This window comes from Isoptericola sp. NPDC058082, from assembly GCF_042885055.1.
Lineage (GTDB): Bacteria > Actinomycetota > Actinomycetes > Actinomycetales > Cellulomonadaceae > Isoptericola.
In genome coordinates this window covers 1-25,164 of the sequence record NZ_JBHVSQ010000031.1, presented here as the reverse complement: position 1 = coordinate 25,164, position 25,164 = coordinate 1, and the positions used below count along the sequence as shown (strand labels likewise).

Sequence of the window (25,164 nt, the reverse complement as noted above, 5' to 3'; positions counted from 1 at the left end):
CTCTTGCGCATCCGGGACGTGCCCTTGACGCCCATGCCGGAGGCCAGCGCCTGGAGCTCGGCCAGACGCATCGAGCTCAGGTTCCCGGATGCGGCGGTGCCGTTCCGGCTGTCGGTGGTGTTCGTCACGAAGGACCCTTCCCCCTCGTATGCGGCCCGCAGATCTCGGGGCCGGGGTGGTTGCCGTCCGGCGCGGGGAGCGCCGAGACGCGTGGAACCTCGCATCAGTGGTACGACGACGTCGGCTGGCGGGGTTGGTGTTTCACCCTCTCGCGGGACTGTCGCGGCGGATCCTGCACCGCATCACGACCACCACGCACCTGGCTCTGACCGGGCACGCGGACGCGCGGCGCGGTCGAGAGGGGCCGTGCGGTGGAGAGGGATTGCCCTCGCGGTCGATCCCGAAGGCTCACCGCATCATATCACCTCACACACCGCCCCAGGCCGACCCGCCGCCCGTCACGCGGCGCGCCACCGCGCCGTCGTGGTCCACGCCCGGCCGCACCGCACGCCAGCCCGCCACGTCGTCGACGAGGTCGGCCAGCACGGCGTCGAGCCGACCCGTGCCGTCGCCCGCGGTGAGGACGAGGACCGTGGGACCGGCGCCCGAGATCGTGGCCGCGAGCCCCTCGGCGCGCAGGGCGCGCAACAGCTCGGCGGAGCCCGCCATCACGCTCGCGCGGTAGTCCTGGTGCAGCCGGTCCTCGGTGGCGTCGAGCAGCAGCTCCGGGCGCCGGGCCAGGGCCTCGACCAGCAGCCCCGCGCGCCCGGCGGTGAACGCCGCGTCGCCGTGCGGCACCTCGGCCGGGAGCACGCCCCGGGCGCGGCTCGTCGCCAGGCGGGCGTCGGGGACCAGCACGGTGGCCTCGATGCGCTCGTCCACGTCGAGGTCCACGGCGCGGGGTCCGTCGCCCGACCGCCACGCCAGCGTCGCGCCGCCCCGGATCGCGGGCGCCGCGTTGTCGGGGTGCCCCTCGAACTCGGTCGCGATCCGCAGCACCGCGGCCGCGTCCAGGACGTGGGGGTCGGCCAGGAGCGCCCGCGCCGCGACGATGCCGGACACGACGGCCGCCGACGAGGACCCGAGGCCCCGCGCGTGCGGGATCCGGTTGACGCACCGCAGCCGGAGGCCGGTACGGGGCGCGCCGGCGAGCTCGAGCGTGTGCCGCAGGGCGCGCACGACGAGGTGGTCCTCGCCGAGCGGCACCTCCCCCGCCCCCTGCCCCTCGATCTCGACGACGACGTCGTCGGTCGCGAGGAGCTCGACCTCCAGGTCGTCGTACAGCGCGAGGGCCAGGCCCATCGCGTCGAACCCCGGGCCCAGGTTGGCGCTGGTCGCGGGAACACGGACCAGCACGTGGTCGGCGCCGAGCTGCATGCGCGTCTCCCTCTCGGGGCTCGGTCGAAACGGTGTCGGGCAGAGCGTTGTCGGGCGGAACGGTGTCGGGCGGGTGTCAGCCCAGGCCGAGCGCGTCGGCGATGGACACGACGTCGGCGCCCACGCGGGTCGGGGCCACCTCGCCGCCGTCCGGCGTGCGCAGCGCCCACTGCGGGTCCTTGAGGCCGTGACCGGTGACGGTCACGACGATGCGCGCCCCGGCGGGGACCAGCCCGCGCTCGGCCCGCGCGAGCAGGCCCGCGACGCCCGAGGCGGACGCCGGCTCGACGAACACGCCGACCTCGGCGGACAGCACGCGGTGCGCGGCGAGGATCTGCTCGTCGGTGACCGACTCGATGACGCCGCCGGACGTGTCGCGGGCGGCCTCCGCCTGCTCCCACGACGCCGGGTTGCCGATGCGGATCGCGGTGGCGATCGTCTCCGGCTGGTCGACGGGGTGGCCCAGGACGATCGGCGCGGCGCCGGCCGCCTGGAAGCCCCACATCTGCGGCGTGCGGGTCGCGACCGCGCCGTGCGCGGCGCCGTCGTCCAGGCCCGCGTACTCGCGGTAGCCCTTCCAGTACGCGGTGATGTTGCCCGCGTTGCCGACCGGGAGGCAGTGGATGTCCGGCGCGTCGCCGAGGGCGTCGACGACCTCGAACGCGGCCGTCTTCTGTCCCTCGATGCGGTCCGGGTTGACGGAGTTCACCAGCTCGACCGGGTACACCTCGGCGAGCTTGCGCGCCGCGACGAGGCAGTCGTCGAAGTTGCCGTCCACCTGGAGCAGGCGGGCGCCGTGCGCGATCGCCTGGCTGAGCTTGCCCATCGCGATCTTGCCGTCCGGCACGAGCACGGCGCAGGTCATGCCCGCCCGGGTGGCGTACGCCGCCGCCGAGGCGGACGTGTTGCCCGTCGACGCGCACACGACGGCCTTCGCGCCGCGGCCGGCGGCCGCGGAGATCGCCGTCGTCATGCCGCGGTCCTTGAACGACCCGGTCGGGTTCATGCCCTCGACCTTGACGTACACGTCGGCGCCGGTACGGTCCGACAGCGCCGGGGCGGCCACGAGCGGGGTGCCGCCCTCGCCGAGCGTGACGATCCGCTCCGCCACGTGGGCGGGCAGCCGGTCGGTGTACTCGGTGATGACACCGCGCCACTGGTGGGCAGGCTGGGTCTTCGGCTGGTCGACCGGCATGGTCAGGCTCCCTCGACTCGCAGGACGGACGTGATCTCGTGCACCGGCTCGAGGCCGCGCACGGCCGCGACCGTCGCGGCGAGCGACGCCTCGCGGGCGGAGTGCGTGGTGAGCAGCAGCGCGGCGGTGCCCTCGGCGACGTCGACGGCGTAGGGCTCGTCGGGCGCCTGGCGGACCGTGTCGATCGACACGCCGTGGTCGGCGAGCACCTGCGCCACCTGGGCGAGCACGCCCGGGCGGTCGGCCACGACGAGCCGGACCTGGTAGCGCGTGACCGCGGCGTCGTGCGGCAGCACCGGCAGCGACGCGTACGCGGACTCGCGCGGCCCGCGCCCGCCGACCATCCGGTCGCGCGCGGCCGACACGAGGTCGCCGAGCACGGCGGACGACGTCGGGCGCCCGCCCGCGCCCTGCCCGTAGAACATCAGCGGGCCGGCGTCGTCGGCCTCGACGAAGACGGCGTTGAACGCCCCGCGCACCGCGGCGAGCGGGTGCGCGGACGGCACCAGCGCGGGGTGCACGCGCACCGACACGCCCTCGGCGGTCTGCTCCGCGATCGCCAGCAGCTTCACGACGTGCCCGGTCTGCTGCGCGGCGGCGACGTCGGCCGCCGTCACGCCCGTGATGCCCTCGCACGCGACCTGCGCCAGCGAGACGCGCGTGTGGAACGCGAGCGACGCGAGGATCGCGGCCTTCGCCGCGGCGTCGTGCCCCTCGACGTCGGCCGTGGGGTCGGCCTCGGCGTACCCGAGGGTCTGCGCCTCCTTGAGCGCCTCCTCGAGGTCCAGCCCGTGCGTCGTCATCTGGTCGAGGACGTAGTTGGTGGTGCCGTTGACGATGCCGAGCACGCGGCGCACCTGGTCGCCGGCGAGCGACTCGCGCACCGGGCGGACGATCGGGATCGCACCCGCCACCGCGGCCTCGAACGACAGGTCGACGCCCGCCGCGTCCGCGGCCTCGAACAGCTCCGGGCCGTGCGCGGCGAGGAGCGCCTTGTTCGCCGTGACGACGCTCGCGCCGCCCGCGATCGCGCGGTGGATGAGGCCCGTTGCCGGCTCGATGCCGCCCATGAGCTCGATGACGAGGTCGGCGCGGTCGACGAGCGCGCCCGCGTCCTCGGTGAGCAGCTCGGCCGGCACGACGGTGCCGACGCCGTCGCGCGGGCGGCTCGCGTCACGCACGGCGATACCCACCAGCTCCAGGCGCGTGCCCGCGCGGGCGGCGAGGTCGTCGGCGTGCTCGATCAGCGTCCGCGCGACCTGGGAGCCGACGACGCCGCACCCGAGGAGCGCGACGCGCAGCACCGTGGGGGTCGGGTCGGCCGCCTGGCGGGGACGGGCCGCGGGTTCGGCCCCAGTCAGGGGCCCGGACGAGGGGGCTGCAGGCACGGGAGAACCTTCGGAACGGGATGCCGGGACGGGGTCAGGATAGCCGCGGCGCGCCGGCCGTCGGGCCGCCGTCCACGGGCGGCGACGACGGGCCGACGACGCGGCGTCGGGCGTCAGCCCTGGTCGAGCGCGAGCAGGTCGTCGACCGTCTCGCGCCGCACCAGCACGCGCGACGCGCCGCCTGACACGGCGACCACGGGCGGACGGGTCAGCAGGTTGTAGTTCGACGCCATCGAGCGCCCGTACGCGCCGGTCGCGGCGACGGCGAGCAGGTCCCCCGCGCGCACGTCGCCGGGCAGCCGCACCTCGTGCACGACGATGTCGCCGCTCTCGCAGTGCTTGCCCACGACGCGCGCGAGCACAGGCTCCGCCGTCGAGGTCCGGCCGACGAGCTCCGCGTGGTACTGCGCCTCGTACAGGGCGGGGCGGATGTTGTCGCTCATGCCGCCGTCGACCGAGACGTAGGTGCGCACGCGGCCGTCGTCGAGCGCGACCGGCTTGACCGTGCCGACGGTGTAGAGCGTCAGGCCCGCCGGGCCGACGATCGCGCGCCCCGGCTCGATGGAGAGGCGCGGCAGCGGGGTGCCCAGCTCGGCGCAGACCGCGGCGACCGCGCTCGCGACGTCCTTGGCGATGCGGTCCGGGTCGAGCGGCACCTCCCCCGGCAGGTACGCGATGCCGTAGCCGCCGCCGAGGTCCACCTCGTCGACCAGCACGCCCGTGCGCTCCGCGAGCTCGGCGCGCAGCCGCAGCACGACGCGCGCCGCCGCCTCGAAGCCCGCCGGGTCGAGGATCTGCGAGCCGATGTGCGAGTGGATGCCCAGCAGGTGCAGCTCCGGGCGCCGGGCCACGGCGAGCAGCGCCTGCATCGCCGGCGGGTCGCCGCCCTCGTCCAGCGCGCCGGGGTTCACCGAGAGACCGAACTTCTGGTCCTCGTGCGCGGTGGAGATGTATTCGTGCCCGCCGGCGTGCACGCCGGTCGTGACGCGCACCATGACGGGCGCCACGAGCCCGCGGGAGGCCGCGAGCGCCGCGACCCGGTCGATCTCGACGAGGGAGTCGACGATGATGCGGCCCACCCCGGCGTCGAGGGCCGCGAGGATCTCGGCGTCGGACTTGTTGTTGCCGTGCAGGCCGATCTCAGCGCCGGGGACGCCGGCGCGCAGGGCGACGGCGAGCTCCCCGCCGGACGCCGTGTCGACGCGCAGTCCCTCCTCGCGGGCCCAGCGCGCCACGGCCACCGTGAGCAGGGCCTTGCCCGCGTAGTACACGTCGACGCCGGTGCCCACCTCGGCGAACGCCGTCGCGAACGCCGTGCGGTAGCCGCGGGCGCGGGCCCGGAAGTCGGCCTCGTCGAGCACGTAGGTGGGGGTGCCGTGCTGGGCCGCGAGCGCGTCCACGGCGAGCCCGCCCACCTCGACGACGCCGTCGTCGCGCCGGCGCACGCCCGACGACCAGGGGACCCCGAGCACGCCCTCCTCGACCTGGGCGCCGGTCACATCCGCTCCGGGGCGGAGACGCCGAGCAGGTCGAGCCCGTTGGCCAGCACCTGGCGCACCGCGTCGTTCAGCCACAGGCGCGTGCGGTGCGTGTCCGTGACCTCCTCGTCCGGGTACGGCGTCACGCGGCACTCCTGGTACCACTTGTGGTAGTCCGCGGCGAGGGACTCGAGGTAGCGCGCGACGCGGTGCGGCTCGCGCAGCTCGGCCGCCTGGGTGACGATCCGCGGGAACTCGGTGAGGGCGCCGACCAGCGCCGCCTCGGTCTCGTGCGTGAGCAGCGCGGGGTCGAAGGCGTCGGAGCCGTCGGGGGCCACGCGCGCGACGGCGCGGTCGGTCGCGTTCCGGTCGACGGCGCAGGTGCGCGAGTGCGCGTACTGCACGTAGTAGACGGGGTTGTCGTTGCTCTGCTTGAGCATCTCCTCGCCCGACAGGGACAGCGGCGAGTCCGCCGGGTACCGGGCGAGCGAGTAGCGCAGCGGGTCCGAGCCCAGCCACTCGATGAGGTCGTCCATGTACAGCGCGTTGCCGCGGCGCTTGCCCATCCGCTCGCCGCCGATGTTGACGAGCTGGCCGATGAGCACCTCGATGTTCGCCTCCGGGTCGTCGCCCGCGCACGCGGCGATGGCCTTGAGGCGGTTGATGTACCCGTGGTGGTCGGCGCCGAGCAGGTAGATCTTGCCCGGGAACCCCCGGTCCTTCTTGGACAGGTAGTACGCGGCGTCGGCGGCGAAGTAGGTGGGCTCGCCGTTCGCGCGGATCATCACGCGGTCCTTGTCGTCGGCGAAGTCCGTGGTGCGCAGCCACACCGCACCGTCGACGTCGAAGACGTGCCCCTGCTCGCGCAGGCGGGCGACCGCCTGCTCCACCGCGCCCGAGTCGTGCAGCGTGCGCTCGGAGAACCAGACGTCGAAGTGCACGCCGAACGCGTCGAGGGTGCGGCGGATCGCCTCGAGCTGGGCCTGGTAGCCGAGCTCGCGGGCGGTCGTGAGGGCCTCGTCCGCCGGGAGCGACAGGAGGTCGGGCTCCTGCTCGAGCACCTCGGCGGCACGCTCGGCGACGTACTCGCCGGGGTAGCCACCCTCGGGCACGTCCTCGCCCTTCGCGCGGGCGATGATCGACGCGGCGAACTTGTCCATCTGCGCGCCCGCGTCGTTGATGTAGTACTCGGCCGTCACGTCGGCACCGGCCGCGCGCATGATCCGCGCGAGCGCGTCGCCGAGCGCCGCCCAGCGGGTGTGACCGATGTGCAGCGGGCCCGTCGGGTTGGCCGAGATGAACTCGAGGTTGTGGACCTGGCCCGCGAGGGCGTCCGTGCGGCCGTACGCGTCTCCGGCGGTGACGATCGTGCGCGCCAGCTCGCCCGCGGCGCCGGCCTCGAGCGTGATGTTGAGGAAGCCCGGCCCGGCGACGTCGGCCGCCTTGATCCCCGGCGTCGCCGCGAGGCGGGCCGCCAGGTCCTCCGCGAGCGCACGCGGCGTCGTGCCCGCCTTCTTCGCGAGCTGCAGCGCCACGTTGGTGGCCCAGTCCCCGTGCTCGCGCTGCCGGGGTCGCTCCACGTGCACCGACGCGGGGACGGCGTCGGCAGGCAGGGCGAGGGTGCCGTCGGCCACGGCCGAGGCGAGGGCAGCGCTGAGTGCTCCGGAGAGCTCGTCGGGGGTCACCGGGCGATTCTACAAAGGCGGCGGGCCGCCCGGCTCTCGCCGGGATGGCGGGATCGGCGACGATGTGCCGGCCGACGCCCAGGTGCTGGTAGTCTCGTGCACCGTGCCGAGCGGTTTTCCGTCCGGCGCCCGCGCCTGTAGCTCAGTGGATAGAGCGTCTGCCTCCGGAGCAGAAGGTCGGGGGTTCGAATCCCTTCAGGCGCACCGAGAACGAGGGCGGGTCCGCGGTGGCGGGCCCGCCCTCGTCGTCTTCCGCTGCCCATCAGTACACTCCCGCCGTGAGTCACGGATCCGCGGAGCCGACCGAGGTCTTCGCTCTCTCCCGCCACACCTCGGCGGTCGCGCTGCTGGCCGCCGCCGGGTTCATCGCCGTGTCGGCGGTGATGGTCCTGATCGGCTGGTACGACCTCTCGGGCGTGCCGCTGCGGCTGGGCGACATCGAGCTCACCGGCCGCCCGGGACCCTCGCCCCTCGCCCTGGGCGTCGTCGGCATGGTCGTCGCGCTCTTCGGCGGGGCCGCCGGAGCATTCCATGCGCGCCGGTTGCTGCAGCGCGACCGAACCGCGCTCGCGCTCGACGCCGCCGGGTTCGTCGACCGGGCGTCCTTGTCCGGCGTGGGGTGGGTCGCATGGGACGAGACGGTCGGCATGCGCATCGTGGACTACCCGGCACGAACACTCGTCGTCGAGGTGGTCGACCCCGTCGCCGTGGCAGAGCGACAGCCCTCGACAGCGGGGCGGCAGGCCGCGCGTGCGAACACCAGGCTGCTCGGCTCGCCCGTGTGCATCCCGCTCACCGCCGTGGGGCGGCGCGAGGACGACCTCCTCGAGGCCTTCGAGCGGCTGGGGCACCTGCGCCCCGGCTTCTATCGCGGCACATCGTCGTCGACGGAGTACCCGCTGCTGCTTCCTGACCCGGAAGTGGCACCGGGTACTACGTCGACGACGGTTTCGAGCCGCGATCAGTGCGCGGGGGCCAGACCCGGCATCGCGTCGAGGTCGAGGTCCGGGTTCTTCTCCTGCGTCTTGACGAGCGCCTTGGCCTCGGCGTCGGTGTCGACCGACGGCATGGAGCCCGGCAGCGGCTTGCCCGCGCTCTCCTTGACGAAGCCGACGGCGATCGCGCCGATCAGCGCGAAGCCCATGAGGTAGTAGGCCGGCGCCATGCTCGACCCGGTGGCCTGCGTCAGCGACTCGACGATGAGCGGCGTCGTGCCGCCGAAGATCGCCAGGGCGACGTTGTACGCCAGGCCCATCGAGCGGTAGCGCACGGCCGTGGGGAACATCGCGGGCAGCGTCGCCGCCTGCACGCCGACCATGCACGCCACCGGCACGGCCATGAGGCACAGGCCGAGCAGCGTCGACCACACGTGGCCCATCGCCAGGAACAGGAAGGCCGGCACCGCGAGCACCGCGAGCGAGCCCGCGCCGAACCACAGCAGCGGACGACGACCGACACGGTCGCTGACCGGGCCCGCCACGAGGATCATCACCGCGAGCAGCACCAGCACGGGCACGGTGAGCAGGGTGCCCGCCGTCGGCTCGTAGCCGAGCGTGTCGGTGAGATAGGTCGGCATGTAGCTCGTCAGGGCGTAGCCGGCGGTGTTGGCGACGGCCACGAGGACCATCGCGACGGCGAGCGGGCGCCACTGCGAGCGCAGCGTGACGTCGGTGGGCGCGGGGACCTCGGCGCCGTGAGTCTTCGCGGCCTCGGCCGCGACCTGCTGCGCCTGGAAGGCCGGGGACTCCTCGATCTTCAGGCGGAACCACACGGCGAACGCGCCGATCGGCCCGGCGACCAGGAACGGGATGCGCCACCCGCCGTCGAGCATGGCCTGCTCGCCGAGCGTCACCTGCAGCACCGTCACGACGACGGCGCCGAGCGCGAAGCCCAGGTAGCTGCCGAAGTCGAGGAACGAGGCCGCCCAGCCGCGGCGGCGGTCGGGGGCGTGCTCGGCGACGAAGGTCGTGACGCCGGCGTACTCGCCGCCGGTGGAGAAGCCCTGCAGCAGCTTGAGGAGCACGAGCAGCAGCGGCGCCGCGACGCCGAGGACGCCGTACGTCGGCAGCAGCCCGATGAGGAACGTCGAGGCGGCCATCATCACGAGCGTGAAGGCGAGCACCTTCTGGCGGCCGACCTTGTCGCCGATGCGGCCGCAGACGATGCCGCCCAGCGGACGCGCCACGTAGGTGGCGGCGAACACGCCGAGGGAGAAGAGGATCTGCACGCCGGACGACGCCTGCGGCAGGAACACGGCACCCATCGTCACGGCCAGGTAGCCGTAGACGCCGACGTCGTACCACTCCATGAGGTTGCCGACGGCGGTGCCGCCGATCGTCTTCTTGAGCATGGAGTTGTCCACGACGGTGACGTCGGAGACGCGGAGCCTGCGGCGCGCGGCCCGGGCGGCCGGGGCGTTCGCAGGGGTGGTGCCGGTCGGTTCCTGAGGCAGTACGGCGGTCATGTTTCCTTCCGTGGCCGGCGCGGCGTGCACGCGGTGTGACGCAGCGGCCCGGCCCGTGACAGGGAGCCGGCGTCCGCTGCGAGAGCGGACGCCGAGCCCGAACATGGGCGGCCACGTTACCGATCCTTGACCGAGAATCAAGTTCGTCAGGGCAACCACGAGCCGAGGACCGACCCCTGCGCGACGCCGTCACCTGCGGCGACACCGTTCCTTGACGAGTCATTCGTGAAGCCCACCACAGGCGTCGTCACGGGCCCTCGCACCGCCGTCCCGGTGCGGTCCGGCGGCCGCACACGCTGGACCCAGCGTTCACCGGGCGTTACGTTCTCGGAGCGGCCCGGACACGGGCGGCGACGACGCCCGCACACGATGTCTGCTGAGGCCTGCACAGGGAGGACTCCCCCGCATGATCGACCACGAGGTCCGCGTCTACCGTTCCGACGAGCCGCTGCCCCGCGAGGGGCAGCTCGCGTGGAAGATCGCGGAGGTCGCGGCCGAGCAGCTCGACCCGACGCCGGAGGTCACCGACATGGTGATCAACCGCGTCATCGACAACGCCGCGGTGGCGACGGCGTCGCTGGGCCGCGGCCCGATCCTCGCGGCCCGCACGCAGGCGGAGGCGCACCCGGTCTCCCGCGGCGGCGCGGGGTCGACGGTCTTCGGCTCCCCCGAGCGCACCAGCCCCGAGTGGGCGGCCTGGGCGAACGGCGTCGCCGTGCGCGAGCTGGACTACCACGACACGTTCCTCGCGGCCGAGTACTCGCACCCCGGCGACAACATCCCGCCCGTGCTCGCCGTCGCGCAGCACCTGGGCCGCAGCGGCGCGGAGCTCCTGCGCGGGATCGTCACGGGCTACGAGATCCAGGTGGACCTCGTCAAGGGCATCAGCCTGCACGCGCACAAGATCGACCACGTCGCCCACCTCGGCCCGTCGGCGGCGGCGGGCATCGGCACGCTGCTCGGCCTGCCCGCGGAGACCATCTACCAGGCGGTCGGCCAGGCCCTGCACACGACGACGGCGACGCGGCAGTCGCGCAAGGGCGAGATCTCCACGTGGAAGGCCCACGCCCCCGCGTTCGCGGGCAAGATGGCGGTGGAGGCCGCCGACCGTGCGATGCGCGGGCAGACCTCCCCCAGCCCGATCTACGAGGGCGAGGACGGCGTGATCGCCTGGCTGCTCGACGGGCCCGACGCCCGGTACACCGTGCCGCTGCCCGCCGCGGGCGAGGCACGGCGCGCCATCCTCGACACGTACACCAAGGAGCACTCCGCCGAGTACCAGGCGCAGGCGTGGATCGACCTCGCCCGCCGCCTCGGCACCGAGCGGCCCGAGCTGCGCGACCCGGCGAACGTCGTCGCCGTGGTGCTGCACACGAGCCACCACACGCACTACGTCATCGGCTCCGGCTCGGGCGACCCGCAGAAGTACGACCCCACGGCCAGCCGCGAGACGCTGGACCACTCGATCCCCTACATCTTCACGGTCGCGCTGCAGGACGGCGCCTGGGACCACGTCGGCAGCTACGCCCCCGAGCGCGCCGCCCGCCCGGACACCGTGGAGCTGTGGCGCAAGGTCACCACCGCCGAGGACGCCGAGTGGACCCGCCGGTACCACTCGAGCGACCCGGACGAGAAGTCGTTCGGCGGCCGCGTGGAGATCGAGCTCGCGGACGGCTCGCGGGTCGTCGAGGAGATCGCCGTCGCCGACGCGCACCCGCTGGGCGCCCGCCCGTTCGCCCGCGAGCAGTACGTGGCGAAGTTCCGCACGCTGGCCGCCGGGGTCCTGGCCGACGAGGAGACGGAGCGGTTCCTCGACCTCGCCCAGCGGCTGCCGGAGCTGTCCGCCGACGAGCTGTCCGGCCTCACCGTCACGCCGCTCGCCGACCCGCTCGCGACCCACCCCGTCGCGCGCGGCATCTTCTGAGACCCGGAGGGCGACCGTGCTCTACTCGACCACCACCCCCGCCGCGAAGCGCGCCACGTTCCGCGAGCGGCTGCGCTCCGGGGAGCTCCTGCAGCTGCCCGGCGCGTTCAACCCGCTCGCGGCGCGACTGATCCAGGACAAGGGCTTCGACGGCGTCTACGTCTCGGGGGCGGTCGTGGCCGCCGACCTGGGGCTGCCCGACGTCGGGCTGACGACGCTCACCGAGGTCGCGACCCGCGCGGGGCAGATCGCCCGCATGACCGACCTGCCCACCCTCGTGGACGCCGACACCGGCTTCGGCGAGGCGATGAACATGGCCCGCACCGTGCAGACGCTGGAGGACGCGGGCGTCGCGGGCCTGCACGTCGAGGACCAGGTGAACCCCAAGCGGTGCGGGCACCTCGACGGCAAGCAGGTCGTGGACGAGCCGACCGCGCTGCAGCGGGTGCGCGCCGCGGTCGCCGCGCGGCGCGACGAGAACCTGCTGGTCATGGCCCGCACCGACGTGCGCGCCGTGGCAGGCCTCCCGACCGCCGTCGACCGCGCGAAGGCCCTCGTCGACGCCGGTGCGGACGCGATCTTCCCCGAGGCCATGCGCGACCTGGCGGAGTTCGAGGCCGTCGCGAGCGCCGTCGACGTCCCCGTGCTGGCCAACATGACGGAGTTCGGCAAGTCCGAGCTGTTCACGACGACGCAGCTCGCCGACGCGGGCGTGGCCCTCGTCATCTACCCCGTCTCGCTGCTGCGCCTGGCGATGGGCGCGGCCGAGCGGGGCCTGGACGCGCTGCGCGCGGAGGGCTCGCTCGCGGGGCAGGTCGAGCACATGCAGACCCGCGCGCGGCTCTACGAGCTGCTCGACTACGCCGCCTACTCGACGTTCGACACGGACGTCTTCGACTTCAGCCTGGACGACAACCTGCACGGCTGACGGCCGCGCCGTCTCCGCCGACATCGCAGCGAAGGAGCATCGATGACAGAGCACACCGGGCCCGAGCCGGAGGTCCGACGCGGGCTGGCGGGGGTGGTCGCCGACGTGACGGCCGTCTCCAAGGTGGACCCCGAGACCAACTCGCTGCTGTACCGCGGCTACCCGGTCCAGGACCTGGCGGCGACCTGCCCGTTCGAGGCGGTGGCGTGGCTGCTGTGGCACGGCGAGCTGCCGACCGACGACGAGCTCGCCACCCTGCGTGCGACCGAGCGCGAGCACCGTCCGCTCGCCGACGACGTGCGCGCCGCGATCGACCTCCTGCCCGTCACCGCGCACCCGATGGACGAGGTGCGCACGGCGGTGAGCGTCATCGGCGCCCGCGAGGCCGCGGGCCTCACCGCCCTGGAGGCGGCCGCCGACGCCGAGGTCAACCTCGAGCGCAGCGTGCGGCTCTTCGCGGCCCTGCCGGCCGTCGTCGCGTACGGGCAGCGCCGCCGCCGCGGGCTGGGGCCCGTGGCCCCGCGCGACGACCTGGACTTCTCCGCGAACTTCCTGTGGACGACGTTCGAGGTCGAGCCGGAGCCGGTGGTCGTCGACGCGTTCAACCGGTCGATGATCCTGTACGCCGAGCACTCGTTCAACGCCTCCACGTTCACGGCACGGGTGATCACGTCCACGCTCAGCGACCTGCACTCGGCCGTCGTGGGCGCGATCGCCGCGCTGAAGGGGCCGCTGCACGGCGGCGCCAACGAGGCGGTCATGGAGACGCTGGCCGAGATCGGCACCGCCGAGCGGGCCGCGGCCTGGCTCGACGACGCGCTCGCCGCCAAGCGCAAGATCATGGGCTTCGGGCACCGCGTCTACAAGCACGGTGACTCGCGCGTGCCGACCATGAAGGCCGCCCTCGACACCCTCGTCGAGCACTACGACCGCCCCGACCTGGCCGCCCTCTACGACGCGCTGGAGTCCGAGTTCGTGCGCCGCAAGGGCATCTACCCGAACCTCGACTACCCGTCGGGCCCGGCCTACCACCTCATGGGGTTCGAGACGGCCACGTTCACGCCGCTGTTCGTCGCCGCCCGCGTCACCGGCTGGACGGCGCACATCATGGAGCAGCAGGCCGCCAACGCCCTGATCCGCCCGCTGTCCGCGTACGTGGGTCCGGCGCGGCGCGAGGTCCCCGGCCCCGCGGCCCCGTGAGCGGCGACCGGGACGCCCCGTCCGCCGCGTCGTCCTTCGGGACTGCGGCCGGCGCGTACGCCGAGCACCGCCCGGACTACGCGGCGGCCGCGGTGCGCTGGACGCTGCGGGCGGCGCCGGGCCCGCGGGTGCTCGACCTCGGCGCGGGGACGGGCAAGCTGACCGCCGCCCTGCTCGACCCGGCGGTCGTCCCGGGCGCGGAGGTCGTCGCCGTCGAGCCGGACCCGGCGATGCTGGCCGAGCTGCGGCGGGGGCGGCCGGGCGTCCGCGCCCTGGCGGGCAGCGCCGAGTCGATCCCGCTGCCCGACGGCTCCGTCGACGCCGTGCTCGCGGGCAACGCCCTCCACTGGTTCGACCTGGCGGTCGCAGGGGCCGAGATCGCCCGCGTGCTCGCCCCCGGCGGCGTCCTGGCCGGGCTCTGGAACCTTCTGGACGACGACGTCGCCTGGGTCGCCGGGCTCGCCGACGCGGGCGGGAGCGCGGCCGTGGGGCCGCGGGACACACCGACCGCCTGGCGCCGCGCGACCGCCGACCTGCTCCCGCCCGCCGGGGAGGGGTGGTCGGCCCGGGCGGAGCGGGCGGAGTTCCCGCACGGTCAGCGCCGCACCGCCGACTCCCTCGTCGCGACCCTCGCGACCCGCGCCGGGGTGCTCGTCATGCCGGAGGCGGAGCGCGCGGCCACGACGGCGCGCATCCGCGCGTACCTCGCGGGCCGGACCGAGACGGCGCAGGGCGAGTTCACCCTGCCGATGCGCACGGGCGTGCTGCGCGTGCGGCGCACCTGGACCGACACCGCCGGGCCGCGGGACCGGACCGTCGCCGCGGCCCACTAGGCTCGTGGCCATGTCCGCCGACTACTCCGACTTCGAGTTCGAGCGCCGGTTCTTCGTCCGCGAGCTGCCGGACGCGCTGCGCGACGCGCCCGCCCTGATCGTCCAGTCCTACTTCCTCTCGGACGGCGGCTACGCGCTGCGCGTGCGGGTGCAGGCGACGGGCGTCGAGGCGCGGCTGGGCCCCGACAGCGACGCGCGTGACGTCCTCGAGCTCTACCGCTCGCGCGTCGACTTCGCCGCGGTCACGGTCAAGGGCCCGTCGGTGGGCGGCACCCGGTACGAGGCGGAGCGCCCGCTCGAGCCGAACGTCGGCGCGGAGCTGGTGCGCCGCGGCGGCGCGCAGGTCATCAAGACGCGCTACGCGGCCTGGCTGGGCGCCGACGGCTGGTCGATCGACGTCTTCGGCGGCGCCAACGCGCCGCTCATCGTCGCCGAGTGCGAGCGCTCGGGCCCGGTCACGGACCTCCAGATCCCCGACTTCTGCGTCACCGAGCTCACCGACGACCGCCGGTTCTCCAACGAGTCCCTCGCCGTCGACCCCTTCCGCGGCTGGTCCGCCGCGTACGCCCAGGAGCTCGCCGCCCAGGGCCCGCGCTTCCGCGACGACTTCGGCGGCAACACGACGATCACCACCTGACGCCGCACGGCCCGCGGATCGTCGTCGGTCGAGCCTGTCGAGACCACGGCCGGGTGTCGACGGGCTCGACCAGCGGGACTGGACGAGCCCGGGTTCGAGACTGCCGTGAGGGATCAGGAGAGCGGGAGGCGCAGGATCCTTCGCGCGGTCGTATCCCTCCCGAAGTGGAGCGCCCCCTGGGACGCGTGAACGCGACCGCGCGAAGGATCCTGCACCTCCCGCGGCGGTGAGCACACGAGCACAGAACAGCGGCTCAGTGCCAGGTCGTGATCTCCACGACGCCGGGCTTGTACTCGAAGTGCCAGGGCTCGTAGTTCCCCATGCCACCCCGCTGCGCCCACGGCGGGTTCTCCCACCCGTAGGCGGGCCCGTTCTCCCACAGCCACCCGTAGACCTCGCTGGAGCGGTACTCGTCGCCGCACAGGTCGATGGCGAGCCCCCACCCGTGCATGGAGGTGCCGGGCGTGGCGGCGAGGTAGCCGCGGCTGGCCTTGACGGCGTACTGGGAGGAGATGGAGCGGTAGCTGTCGACGAGGCACAGGTCGCGGCCGAAACGGACGCGGAACGCCTCGTTGAGGGCGCTGAGCGCGACGGCGGCGTCGGCGCGCAGCTTCTCCCCGGGCTGCCAGATGTCGCAGAGCGAGTGGTCGGCCAGGCTGCCGTTGCCGCCGTCGATGGACGCCCCGGCGTCGCACCCGGGCAGGGGGCTGCGCTCGGCGGTCCGGCTGGCGGCGGACGCCTCGACGCGCACGTCGCGCGGTGCGGCGGCGATGCCCCGGGAGGTGCGGGGGGTGTCGACGCCCTGCTCGAGGAGCGCCAGCGTGGAGGGGCCCGCGGGCTGGGTGTCGAGGTCGAACGGGGTGCCGCCGTGGGCCTGGTCGTCGGTGACGAGGGGGGCGGCGATGGTCGCGGCGGCGAGCGAGCCGAGGACGGTCAGCCGGGTGACCCAGGCGTGGCCGGCGGGGGCGGCGTGCCGTCCGTCGGAGCGGTCGCCGCGTGCGGTGGAAGCACGCTTGTGGGGCTTCTTGCCGGCCCGGGCGAGCTCGGCCTCCCGGATCTCGCGACGGGAGCGCGGCGCGGCTGCGTCACCCTGCGACGTCGCCTCCACGGCACCTCCGCGCTCGTGCCCCGGCGCGGCCACCGTGGCCGCCCGAGGAGTCCGGACCTGAACACGGACCGCCCGCCACCGCGTGCCCGCCACGCGCCGTACGACCGATCCGTCACGGAACCATAACGGGGTCGGGCTCCCCCGCCAAGTCCCCGTCCACAGCCGGTCGGGCCGGTCCCGCGGCCCCGTGCCGTGGGAAGGTGTCCACCCTGCTCATGCCCGGCGGGCGGACGGCGTCACGGCCGACGCTGCATGGCGTCGCGCACCTCGCCCACGAGCTCCTCGAGGATGTCCTCGAGAAAGACGACGCCGAGGACGCCGTCGGGCCCCTCGACGCGGGCCAGGTGCGCCCCGGAGCGCTGCATGGCGCGCAGCGCGTCCTCCACCTCGTCGGCCGGCCGCACGGACGCGAGCGCGCGCACGCGCCATGCCGGCACCGGGTCGAACCGGTCGCCGTTCGACGCGTACAGGACGTCCTTGAGGTGCAGGTAGCCGCGCAGGGCGTCGTCGTCGCCCCGCACGGGGAACCGGCTGAAGCCGGTGCGTGCGACGAGGTGCTCGACGTCGTCGGGCGTGGTGCGGGGGTCGACGGTGACCAGCTCGTCCACGGCCACCATGACGTCGCCGGCGGTGCGCGAGGAGAACTCGATGGCCCCGGCGAGCAGGCCCTGCTCGTCGCGGAGCACGCCCTCGGCCTGCGAGTGCTCGACGATCGACTGCACCTCCTGCGCCGTGAACGCGGAGGCCACCTCGTCCTTCGGCTCGACCCCCGCGAGCCGCACGGCGTGGTTCGCGACCCAGTTGAGCGCCGCGATCACCGGGCGCACGGCGCGGCCGAGCAGCACCAGCGGCGGCGCGAACCAGAGGGCGGCCGTCTCCGGGCCGGCGACGGCGAGGTTCTTGGGCACCATCTCACCGAGCACCACGTGCAGGTACACGACGATCGCCAGCGCGAGGACGAGCGAGACGGGGTGCAGCAGCGCCTCGGGGACCCCCAGGGCCTCGAACGGCACCTCGAGCAGGTGCGCGAGGGCGGGCTCGGCGACGATGCCCAGGCCGGTGGAGCACACGGTGACCCCGAGCTGCGCGCACGCGAGCATGAGGGAGACGTGCTCCATCGCCCACAGGGCAGTGCGGGCGCGCCGGTCGCCGGCCTCGGCCCGCGGCTCGATGGCGCTGCGGCGCGCGGAGATGACGGCGAACTCGGCGCCGACGAAGAACGCGTTGCCGGCGAGCAGCAGCACGCCGACCAGCAGGGCGGTCCCGGTGCTCATCGGCCCGCCTCCCCGCGCTCGTGCCCGGCCGGGTCGACGGCGAGCACGCGCAGCCGCTCGACGCGCCGCGCGTCCATCGCCTCCACGCGCAGCAGCACGCCGTCGGTCTCGATCTCGTCGCCCACCTCGGGCACCCTCCCCAGCTCCGCCATGACCAGGCCGCCGAGCGTCTCGTAGGCCGGGCCCTCGGGCACCACCAGGCCGGTGCGCTCCTCCAGCTCGTCGGGGCGCAGCACCCCGGGCACGACCCACGACCCGTCGGCGCCGCGCACCACCCCGGCGCGGCGCGGGTCGTGCTCGTCCGCGACGTCGCCCACGAGCTCCTCGACGACGTCCTCCAGCGTGACGATCCCCGACGTGCCCCCGTACTCGTCGACGACCACGGCCATCTGCAGGCCGAGGCCGCGCAGCTCGACCAGCAGCGGGCCGAGCCGGACCGTCTCCGGCACCCGGGGCGCGTCGACCATGAGGGCGGCGGCCGGCACCTCGCCACGCCGGTCGTGGGGCACGCCGACGGCGCGGCGCAGGTGGACGAGGCCGACGACGTCGTCCCGGTCCTCGCCGATCACCGGGAACCGGGAGTGGCCGGTGCGCCGGGCGAGGGCCACGACCTCGGCGGCCGTCGTGTCGCGCTCGACGACGGCCATCCGCATGCGGTCGGTCATGACGTCGCGCGCCGAGAGCTCGTCGAGCTCGAGGGAGTTGGCCAGCAGGGTCGCGACGGACTGGTCGAGCGTGCCCTCCTGCGCCGAGCGCCGCACGAGCGACAGCAGCTCCGAGGACGACCGCGCGCCGGACAGCTCCTCGCGGGGCTCGACGCCGACGCGGCGCAGCAGCGCGTTGGCGGAGCCGTTGAGCACGGCGATGAGCGGCCGGAACAGCATGGTGAACACCCGCTGCACGGGGACGACCAGCCGCGCCGTCGCGTGGGGGGCGGAGAGCGCGAAGTTCTTCGGGATCAGCTCTCCGAAGAGCATCGAGAACGCGTTGACCACGACGAGCGCGAGGACCCCCGCGAGCACGCCGGCGACGCCGCGGCCGAGCGCCGTGGCCGCGAACGCCTCGGAGAACAGGGACAGCAGCGCCGGTTGGGCGGTGTAGCCGAGCAGGATCGTGGTGATGGTGATGCCGACCTGGGCGGAGCTGAGCTCCGTGGACAGGTGCTTGAGCCCGGCGCGCACGGCGCGGTCCCGTCGGTCCGACGGGCGCGCGGTGTCGCGGCCGGGCGACGGACTGTCGCCCTCCTCGTCGTCGGCCCCGAGCACGGCCGGGTCGAGGGTGACGAGGGAGAACTCGCTGGCGACGAACACGGCGGTGCCCGCGGTGAGCACCACGCCCAGCACGATCATGAGGACGTCGCCTAGCACGGGCGGCTCCCGGTCGTGCGGGGCGGCACCGCGAGGTGGCGGGGCGGCGGGGTGGCCAGGCGGGACGGCGCGGGCGACCCCGCGCGATATCGGCTCTCGTCCATCGTGCTCCGATGCTATCGGGACGGAGCCGGCGGGCGAGTCGGCGTCCGCGCGGGAGAGCCCCGGACAGCGTGTACTCAGCGCTCCCCCAGGGAGCCGGTGCAAGATGGCACCATGACCACCGCGACCCCTCCGAGCACCCCGGGCACCTCGGGCACGTCGGGCCAGCAGAACGCCACCGTGCTCGTCGTCGAGGACGAGCCCGCGATCGCGGCCGCCATCGCCCAGCGCTTGTCCGCCGAGGGCTGGCGGGTCGAGGTGGCGCGCGACGGCCTCGCCGGCGTCGACGCCGCCTCCCGCCTGAACCCGGACGCCATCGTGCTGGACGTCATGCTTCCCGGCATCGACGGGCTCGAGGTCACCCGCCGCATCCAGGCGGAGAACCCGATCCCGATCCTCATGCTCACGGCGCGCGACGACGAGACCGACATGCTGGTCGGCCTCGGCGTCGGCGCCGACGACTACATGACCAAGCCGTTCTCCATGCGCGAGCTGGTGGCGCGCGTCAAGGCCCTGCTGCGGCGCGTGGAGCGCGCGCAGCAGGCCGCGGTGACGACCCCGGCCGACCCGCCCATGGTCATGGGCGACGTCACGATCGACCGGGCCCAGCGCCGCGTGCACCGCGCCGGCGACGAGGTGCACCTGACGCCGACCGAGTTCGAGCTCCTGGTCATGCTCGCCAGCTCGCCCAAGACCGTCCAGACGCGCGAGCGCCTGCTCGCCGAGGTGTGGGACTGGGCGGACGCCAGCGGCACCCGCACCGTCGACTCCCACATCAAGGCGCTGCGCCGCAAGCTCGGGCCGGACCTCATCCGGACCGTGCACGGCGTCGGGTACGCGTTCGAGCCGCCGGAGGCCTGATGGACCCCGCCCCCGGCGCCGACGACGCCGGGCCGGCCGCGCCGCGGCGCAAGGAGCACCACCGGCTGCCCGACGTCCGACCGCTGGACCCCCTGCGCTCGCTCAAGACCAAGCTCGGCGTGCTGGTCGTGGCGACGGTGACGTTCGCCGTCCTCATCACGTGGATCGGCCTGCAGAACGAGCTGGGCCCCACGCGCACGCTGCCCCTGGCGATCTTCCTGTCCCTGGTCATCGTGCAGCTCCTCGCGCGCGGCATGACGTCGCCGCTGCGGGACATGACGGCGGCCGTGCAGGCGATGGCCGCCGGGGACTACTCGATCCGGGTGCGCGCCACGAGCCGCGACGAGGTGGGTCACCTCGCCGAGGCGTTCAACGTCATGGCCGCCGACCTCGACGCCTCCGACCGCGTGCGGCGCGAGCTCATCGCGAACGTGTCGCACGAGCTGCGCACCCCGGTCGCGGCGTTGCAGGCCCAGCTCGAGAACATGGTGGACGGCGTCACCGAGCCCACGCCGTCGGCCCTCGAGCTGTCGCTGGAGCAGACGGAGCGCCTCACCCGCCTGGTCACGTACCTGCTCGACCTGTCGCGCGTGGAGGCCGGCGCGTCCGCGCTGGTGCTCAGCGAGTTCTCGGTGGGCGACTTCCTCGAGGAGTCCGCGCAGGCGATGTCGATGGTCGACGCGGCGAAGGGTCTCAGCTACGTCGTCGACGTCACGCCCCCGGACCTCGCGCTGGAGGCCGACGTCGAGCGGCTGCGCCAGGTGGTCACCAACCTGCTGCAGAACGCGATCCGGCACTCGCCGCACGGCGGCACGGTGCGGCTCGACGCCTACCCGGTGGACGACGACGTCGTCCTCGAGGTGAGCGACGAGGGTCCCGGCATCGCGCCCGAGGACCGCGGGCGCATCTTCGAGCGGTTCGCGAGCGGGGCGGCTGCCGGACGGCCCCACGCCGCGCCGCCGTCCGGCATGGCGAGCGGCGGTACCGGCATCGGCCTCGCCATCGTCCGCTGGGCGGTCGACCTGCACGGCGGGCACGTGGAGGTCGCCGACACCGACCGCGGCGCGACGATGCGCGTGACGCTCCCCGCGCAGGCCCGCCCCGCCCCCGGCGTCACGACCGAGCCCTCGGACTGATCCCGCCCCGCCTCCTCCGGGTGACGTTGGTCACACTCGTCCGTCACAGGACGGCGCGCGTGGTGCGGACATGACGTCGGAACACGGAGTCATCGGGTCGACCCGAGGAGCCGTTGCCCACCGCATTACCGGACGGTCACGATGCCGCGTCGCGAGCCCGGGAACGGCCGTCTGACGCCACTCGGCCTCCCCGGTCGGACGGCCCGGAGGACGTAGGCTGGGACCTGCGCACCGGCGCTGTCGGGCGCATTTCCGGTCGAACGAGTTGCAACTGTGTGAAAGTGGGCGATCCGCGCGTGGTGTCCCCGAAGGACGGGTCAGAGTCGATCAGCGTGGCGAGCGCGTTCGGAGCCAACGAATGGCTCGTCGACGAGCTCTACGAGCAGTACCTGAAGGACAAGAACGCGGTGGACCCCGCGTGGTGGGACTTCTTCGCCGACTACGAGCCGGGTGAGACCAACGGCGCCACCGCGGACGCGGCCCCGGCGCAGCCCGCGGCTCCGGCGCAGCCCCAGGCCCCGGCACAGCCCGCGGCTCCGGCGCAGCAGGCCGCCCCGGCACAGGCCCCGGCCCCCGCGGCCCCGGCCGGCCGGTCGGGCACCGCCGCCGCCGAGACGGCGAAGGCCGAGCGCAAGGCCGCGAAGCCGGCCCCGCTGCCGGCGGACCCCGAGGTGAGCGCCGTCCGCCCGGTCGCCGAGGCCCAGCCCTCGACCGCGCCCTATGCGGAGGTCGCGAAGTCCGCACCGAAGGCCACCGAGGACGAGGCCACCGACGACGTGCAGAAGCTGCGCGGCCCCGCCGCCCGCGTCGTCACCAACATGGAGGCCTCGATCGAGGTCCCGACCGCGACGTCGGTGCGCGCCGTGCCCGCCAAGCTCATGGTGGACAACCGCATCGTCATCAACAACCACCTCGCGCGCGGTCGCGGCGGCAAGATCTCGTTCACCCACCTCATCGGGTTCGCGCTCGTCGAGGCGCTGTCCGACATGCCGGTGATGAACGCGCACTACGAGAGCATCGACGGCAAGCCGCACGTCGTGCAGCCCGCCCACGTCGGCTTCGGCCTCGCGATCGACCTCGCCAAGCCCGACGGTTCGCGCCAGCTGCTGGTGCCCAGCGTCAAGAAGGCCGAGGAGCTCGACTTCGCCGGCTTCTGGGCCGCGTACGAGGACCTCGTGCGCAAGGCGCGCGGCGGCAAGCTCGGCATGGACGACTTCGCCGGCACCACGATCTCGCTGACCAACCCGGGCGGCATCGGCACCGTGCACTCCGTGCCGCGCCTCATGTCCGGGCAGGGCACGATCATCGGCGTCGGTGCCATGGACTACCCCGCGGAGTTCGCGGGCGCGTCCGAGGAGCAGCTCGCCCGCATGGGCATCTCGAAGGTCATGACGATCACGTCGACCTACGACCACCGCATCATCCAGGGCGCGCAGTCCGGCGAGTTCCTCAAGGTGCTCGCGAGCAAGCTTCTCGGCCTGGACGGCTTCTACGACCGCGTGTTCGCGGCCCTGCGCGTGCCGTACGAGCCCGTGCGCTGGGTGCGCGACAACACCGTGGACACCGACGTCGAGGCCGCCAAGCCGGCCCGGATCGCGGAGCTCATCCACTCCTACCGCTCGCGCGGCCACCTCATGGCGGAGACCGACCCCCTCGCCTACCGCCAGCGCAAGCACCCCGACCTGGACATCCAGAACCACGGCATGACGCTGTGGGACCTGGACCGCGCGTTCCCGACGGGCGGCTTCGGCGGCAAGACCAAGGACACCCTGCGCGACATCCTCGGCCTGCTGCGCGACTCGTACTGCCGCACGATCGGCGTCGAGTACATGCACATCGCCGACCCGGCCCAGCGCAAGTGGCTCCAGGAGCGGCTCGAGTCGGGCTACGCCCGCACCCCGCGCGAGGACCAGCTGCGCATCCTGCGCAAGCTGAACTCCGCCGAGGCGTTCGAGACGTTCCTGCAGACCAAGTACGTCGGCCAGAAGCGGTTCTCGCTCGAGGGCGGCGAGTCGGTCATCCCGCTGCTCGACGCGATCCTGTCGCGCGCCGCCGAGGGCGGGCTCGACGAGGTCGGCATCGGCATGGCGCACCGCGGCCGCCTCAACGTGCTGGCGAACATCGCGGGCAAGAGCTACGGCCAGATCTTCAAGGAGTTCGAGGGCCAGCTCGACCCGAAGAGCGTGCAGGGCTCCGGCGACGTGAAGTACCACCTCGGCACCGAGGGCGTGTTCACCGCCGAGTCCGGCGCGACGACCAAGGTCTACCTGGCCGCGAACCCGTCCCACCTCGAGGCGGTCGACCCGGTGCTCGAGGGCATCGTGCGCGCCAAGCAGGACCGCATCGACCTGGGCGGCGACGGCTTCTCCGTGCTGCCGATCCTGCTGCACGGCGACGCGGCCTTCGCGGGCCAGGGCGTCGTGCCCGAGGTGCTCAACCTCGCGCAGCTGCGCGGGTACCGCACCGGCGGCACGATCCACGTGATCATCAACAACCAGGTGGGCTTCACCACCGGCCCGTCGTCGTCGCGCTCCACGACGTACGCGACCGACGTCGCCAAGGGCTACCAGATCCCCGTCTTCCACGTGAACGGCGACGACCCCGAGGCCTGCGTGCGCGTGGCCGAGCTGGCCTTCGCCTACCGCGAGCAGTTCGACCGCGACGTCATCATCGACATGGTCTGCTACCGCCGCCGCGGCCACAACGAGGGCGACGACCCGTCGATGACGCAGCCGCTGATGTACAACCTCATCGAGGCCAAGCAGTCGGTGCGCAAGCTGTACACGAAGAACCTCGTGGCGCGCGGCGACATCACGGTCGAGGAGGCCGAGCAGGCGCTGCAGGACTACCAGGCGCAGCTCGAGCGGGTCTTCACCGAGACCAAGTCGGCCGGCAAGGCCAGCACGCCGGACGGCGAGGACGAGATCCTCGGCCTCGAGCGCCCGGAGGCGCAGCGCGAGGGTGCCGGCGACATGGTCGGCTGGCAGACGGCCGTCCCGCACGCCGTGCTCGAGCGCGTGGGCGCCGTCCAGGTGTCCGCGCCCGAGGGCTTCACGGTGCACCCGAAGCTCGCCCAGATGCTGCAGAAGCGGCAGCTCATGGCGAAGGAGGGCGGCATCGACTGGGGCTTCGGCGAGCTCGCCGCGTTCGGGTCGCTGCTCATGGAGGGCACCCCGGTGCGCCTCGCCGGGCAGGACTCCCGCCGCGGCACCTTCGTCCAGCGCCACGCCGTGCTGCACGACCGCAACACGGGTGCCGAGTGGACCCCGCTGCTGTACCTGTCGGGCGACCAGGCGAAGTTCTGGGTGTACGACTCCTCGCTCAGCGAGTACGCGGCCCTCGGGTTCGAGTACGGCTACTCGGTCGAGCGCCCGGACGCCCTCGTGCTCTGGGAGGCGCAGTTCGGCGACTTCGTCAACGGTGCGCAGACGGTCATCGACGAGTTCATCTCGTCCGCCGAGCAGAAGTGGGGCCAGCACTCGTCGCTGGTCATGCTGCTGCCGCACGGCTACGAGGGCCAGGGGCCGGACCACTCGTCCGCCCGCATCGAGCGCTTCCTGCAGCTCGCGGCCGAGAACAACATGACGGTGGCGCAGCCGTCCACCCCGGCGTCGTACTTCCACCTGCTGCGCCAGCAGGCGTACGCCCGCCCGCGCCGCCCGCTGGTGGTGTTCACGCCGAAGCAGCTGCTGCGTCTCAAGGCGGCGGCCTCCAGCGTCGAGGACTTCACCACCGGCACCTTCGAGCCGGTGCTGCCGGACCCGACGGTGGACGCGGCGCAGGTCGACCGCGTGCTGCTGTGCACCGGCCGCGTGTACTACGACCTGCTCGCCGAGCGCACCAAGCGCCAGGACACCCGGACCGCCATCGTCCGCCTGGAGCAGCTCTACCCGTTCCCGGAGGAGCAGCTCCGCGCGCAGCTGGCGCAGTACCCGAACGCCGACGTCGTGTGGGTCCAGGACGAGCCGGAGAACCAGGGCGCCTGGTCCTTCCTGCACCTGGCGCTGCCGGACGACATGCCGCGCGTACGCGTCGCGTCCCGCCCCGCGTCGGCGTCGACCGCCGCCGGCACGGCCAAGCGGCACAAGGAGCAGCAGGAGGTCCTGGTCGCCCAGGCCTTCGACCGCTGACCCTGCCGAGGGAGTACTGATCTCGCCGAGGTAGTCCGAAGGGCGGGCCGCATCTGATGCGGCCCGCCCTTCGGACT

18 protein-coding genes, 1 tRNA gene and 1 pseudogene are annotated in these 25,164 nt (G+C 73.9%); 10 read left to right on the top strand and 10 right to left on the bottom strand.

Annotated elements, in window-relative coordinates; translation table 11 throughout:
• From ACFVS0_RS21475 to argS, 6 genes are all read right to left on the bottom strand, one after another.
• Positions 1-71 (bottom strand): Rho termination factor N-terminal domain-containing protein (locus tag ACFVS0_RS21475; RefSeq protein WP_430589083.1); only part of this gene is annotated, 71 nt, incomplete at its 3' end.
• Positions 72-426: 355 nt separating this feature from the next.
• Positions 427-1,377: a homoserine kinase gene (gene thrB, locus ACFVS0_RS21470; protein ID WP_430552483.1), complete on the bottom strand. Its 951-nt coding sequence runs from the start codon at positions 1,375-1,377 to the stop codon at positions 427-429.
• A 76-nt stretch (positions 1,378-1,453) separates the two neighbouring features.
• Positions 1,454-2,572: a threonine synthase gene (gene thrC / locus ACFVS0_RS21465; RefSeq protein ID WP_430589081.1), complete on the bottom strand. Its 1,119-nt coding sequence runs from the start codon at positions 2,570-2,572 to the stop codon at positions 1,454-1,456.
• Between the two features lie 2 nt (positions 2,573-2,574).
• Positions 2,575-3,933: a homoserine dehydrogenase gene (locus ACFVS0_RS21460; protein WP_430589082.1), complete on the bottom strand. Its 1,359-nt coding sequence runs from the start codon at positions 3,931-3,933 to the stop codon at positions 2,575-2,577.
• Positions 3,934-4,073: 140 nt separating this feature from the next.
• Positions 4,074-5,459, bottom strand: coding sequence for a diaminopimelate decarboxylase (gene lysA, locus ACFVS0_RS21455; RefSeq protein ID WP_430589080.1), 1,386 nt, complete (start codon positions 5,457-5,459; stop codon positions 4,074-4,076).
• Entirely contained in the window at positions 5,456-7,123 is a 1,668-nt protein-coding gene (gene argS / locus ACFVS0_RS21450) for an arginine--tRNA ligase (protein ID WP_430589079.1), read from the bottom strand. Before argS ends, lysA begins: the two co-directional genes overlap by 4 nt.
• Positions 7,124-7,254: 131 nt before the next feature.
• On the opposite strand from argS, the gene ACFVS0_RS21445 reads away from it, so the two are divergent.
• Positions 7,255-7,327, top strand: a tRNA-Arg gene (locus tag ACFVS0_RS21445).
• A 179-nt stretch (positions 7,328-7,506) separates the two neighbouring features.
• Positions 7,507-7,947, top strand: a pseudogene (locus tag ACFVS0_RS21440) (STM3941 family protein); the annotation flags it as partial.
• A gap of 137 nt (positions 7,948-8,084) precedes the next feature.
• Here the strand turns inward: ACFVS0_RS21440 and ACFVS0_RS21435 are convergent.
• Entirely contained in the window at positions 8,085-9,587 is a 1,503-nt protein-coding gene (locus ACFVS0_RS21435) for an MFS transporter (RefSeq protein WP_430586577.1), read from the bottom strand.
• Positions 9,588-9,993: 406 nt separating this feature from the next.
• Between ACFVS0_RS21435 and ACFVS0_RS21430 the strand changes: the two genes are divergently transcribed.
• The 5 genes from ACFVS0_RS21430 to ACFVS0_RS21410 are packed head-to-tail and all read left to right on the top strand — an operon-like array spanning position 9,994 to position 15,109.
• Positions 9,994-11,511 (top strand): MmgE/PrpD family protein, encoded by a 1,518-nt coding sequence (locus ACFVS0_RS21430; protein ID WP_430586576.1) that lies wholly within the window; start codon positions 9,994-9,996, stop codon positions 11,509-11,511.
• Positions 11,512-11,527: 16 nt separating this feature from the next.
• Positions 11,528-12,439 carry a methylisocitrate lyase gene (gene prpB / locus ACFVS0_RS21425; protein ID WP_430552490.1) on the top strand — a complete coding sequence of 304 codons (912 nt, stop codon included), beginning with the start codon at positions 11,528-11,530 and terminating at the stop codon, positions 12,437-12,439.
• Between the two features lie 42 nt (positions 12,440-12,481).
• Positions 12,482-13,639 carry a bifunctional 2-methylcitrate synthase/citrate synthase gene (locus ACFVS0_RS21420; protein WP_430589078.1) on the top strand — a complete coding sequence of 386 codons (1,158 nt, stop codon included), beginning with the start codon at positions 12,482-12,484 and terminating at the stop codon, positions 13,637-13,639.
• On the top strand, positions 13,636-14,472 hold the full coding sequence (locus ACFVS0_RS21415; protein ID WP_430589077.1) for a class I SAM-dependent methyltransferase: 837 nt from the start codon (positions 13,636-13,638) through the stop codon (positions 14,470-14,472). Before ACFVS0_RS21420 ends, ACFVS0_RS21415 begins: the two co-directional genes overlap by 4 nt.
• A gap of 10 nt (positions 14,473-14,482) precedes the next feature.
• Complete coding sequence (locus ACFVS0_RS21410) at positions 14,483-15,109, top strand: CYTH domain-containing protein (protein WP_430552493.1); 627 nt, start codon at positions 14,483-14,485, stop codon at positions 15,107-15,109.
• Between the two features lie 253 nt (positions 15,110-15,362).
• Here the strand turns inward: ACFVS0_RS21410 and ACFVS0_RS21405 are convergent, their stop codons facing one another.
• The 3 genes from ACFVS0_RS21405 to ACFVS0_RS21395 form a co-directional block, all read right to left on the bottom strand.
• Entirely contained in the window at positions 15,363-16,217 is an 855-nt protein-coding gene (locus tag ACFVS0_RS21405; protein WP_430589076.1) for a M15 family metallopeptidase, read from the bottom strand.
• Between the two features lie 236 nt (positions 16,218-16,453).
• Positions 16,454-17,491: a hemolysin family protein gene (locus ACFVS0_RS21400; protein ID WP_430552495.1), complete on the bottom strand. Its 1,038-nt coding sequence runs from the start codon at positions 17,489-17,491 to the stop codon at positions 16,454-16,456.
• Positions 17,488-18,858 (bottom strand): hemolysin family protein, encoded by a 1,371-nt coding sequence (locus ACFVS0_RS21395; protein ID WP_430565137.1) that lies wholly within the window; start codon positions 18,856-18,858, stop codon positions 17,488-17,490. The genes ACFVS0_RS21400 and ACFVS0_RS21395 overlap by 4 nt, the downstream gene beginning before the upstream one ends.
• Positions 18,859-19,074: 216 nt before the next feature.
• Here ACFVS0_RS21395 and ACFVS0_RS21390 point away from each other — a divergent pair, with 216 nt between their 5' ends.
• From ACFVS0_RS21390 to ACFVS0_RS21380, 3 genes are all read left to right on the top strand, one after another.
• Complete coding sequence (locus ACFVS0_RS21390) at positions 19,075-19,821, top strand: response regulator transcription factor (protein WP_430552497.1); 747 nt, start codon at positions 19,075-19,077, stop codon at positions 19,819-19,821.
• A complete protein-coding gene (locus ACFVS0_RS21385) occupies positions 19,821-20,957 on the top strand; it encodes a sensor histidine kinase (RefSeq protein WP_430552498.1) in 1,137 nt (378 codons plus the stop codon). The genes ACFVS0_RS21390 and ACFVS0_RS21385 overlap by 1 nt, the downstream gene beginning before the upstream one ends.
• A 332-nt stretch (positions 20,958-21,289) precedes the next feature.
• On the top strand, positions 21,290-25,087 hold the full coding sequence (locus ACFVS0_RS21380) for a multifunctional oxoglutarate decarboxylase/oxoglutarate dehydrogenase thiamine pyrophosphate-binding subunit/dihydrolipoyllysine-residue succinyltransferase subunit (RefSeq protein WP_430565138.1): 3,798 nt from the start codon (positions 21,290-21,292) through the stop codon (positions 25,085-25,087).
• Positions 25,088-25,164 lie beyond the last annotated feature (77 nt).

Coding starts and splice junctions, on each gene's coding strand:
- thrB (WP_430552483.1), bottom strand. CDS start 1,377: ATGCAGCTCGGCGCCGACCACGTGCTGGTCCGTGTTCCCGCGACCAGC.
- thrC (WP_430589081.1), bottom strand. CDS start 2,572: ATGCCGGTCGACCAGCCGAAGACCCAGCCTGCCCACCAGTGGCGCGGT.
- ACFVS0_RS21435 (WP_430586577.1), bottom strand. CDS start 9,587: ATGACCGCCGTACTGCCTCAGGAACCGACCGGCACCACCCCTGCGAAC.
- ACFVS0_RS21430 (WP_430586576.1), top strand. CDS start 9,994: ATGATCGACCACGAGGTCCGCGTCTACCGTTCCGACGAGCCGCTGCCC.
- ACFVS0_RS21420 (WP_430589078.1), top strand. CDS start 12,482: ATGACAGAGCACACCGGGCCCGAGCCGGAGGTCCGACGCGGGCTGGCG.
- ACFVS0_RS21410 (WP_430552493.1), top strand. CDS start 14,483: ATGTCCGCCGACTACTCCGACTTCGAGTTCGAGCGCCGGTTCTTCGTC.
- ACFVS0_RS21400 (WP_430552495.1), bottom strand. CDS start 17,491: ATGAGCACCGGGACCGCCCTGCTGGTCGGCGTGCTGCTGCTCGCCGGC.
- ACFVS0_RS21390 (WP_430552497.1), top strand. CDS start 19,075: ATGACCACCGCGACCCCTCCGAGCACCCCGGGCACCTCGGGCACGTCG.
- ACFVS0_RS21385 (WP_430552498.1), top strand. CDS start 19,821: ATGGACCCCGCCCCCGGCGCCGACGACGCCGGGCCGGCCGCGCCGCGG.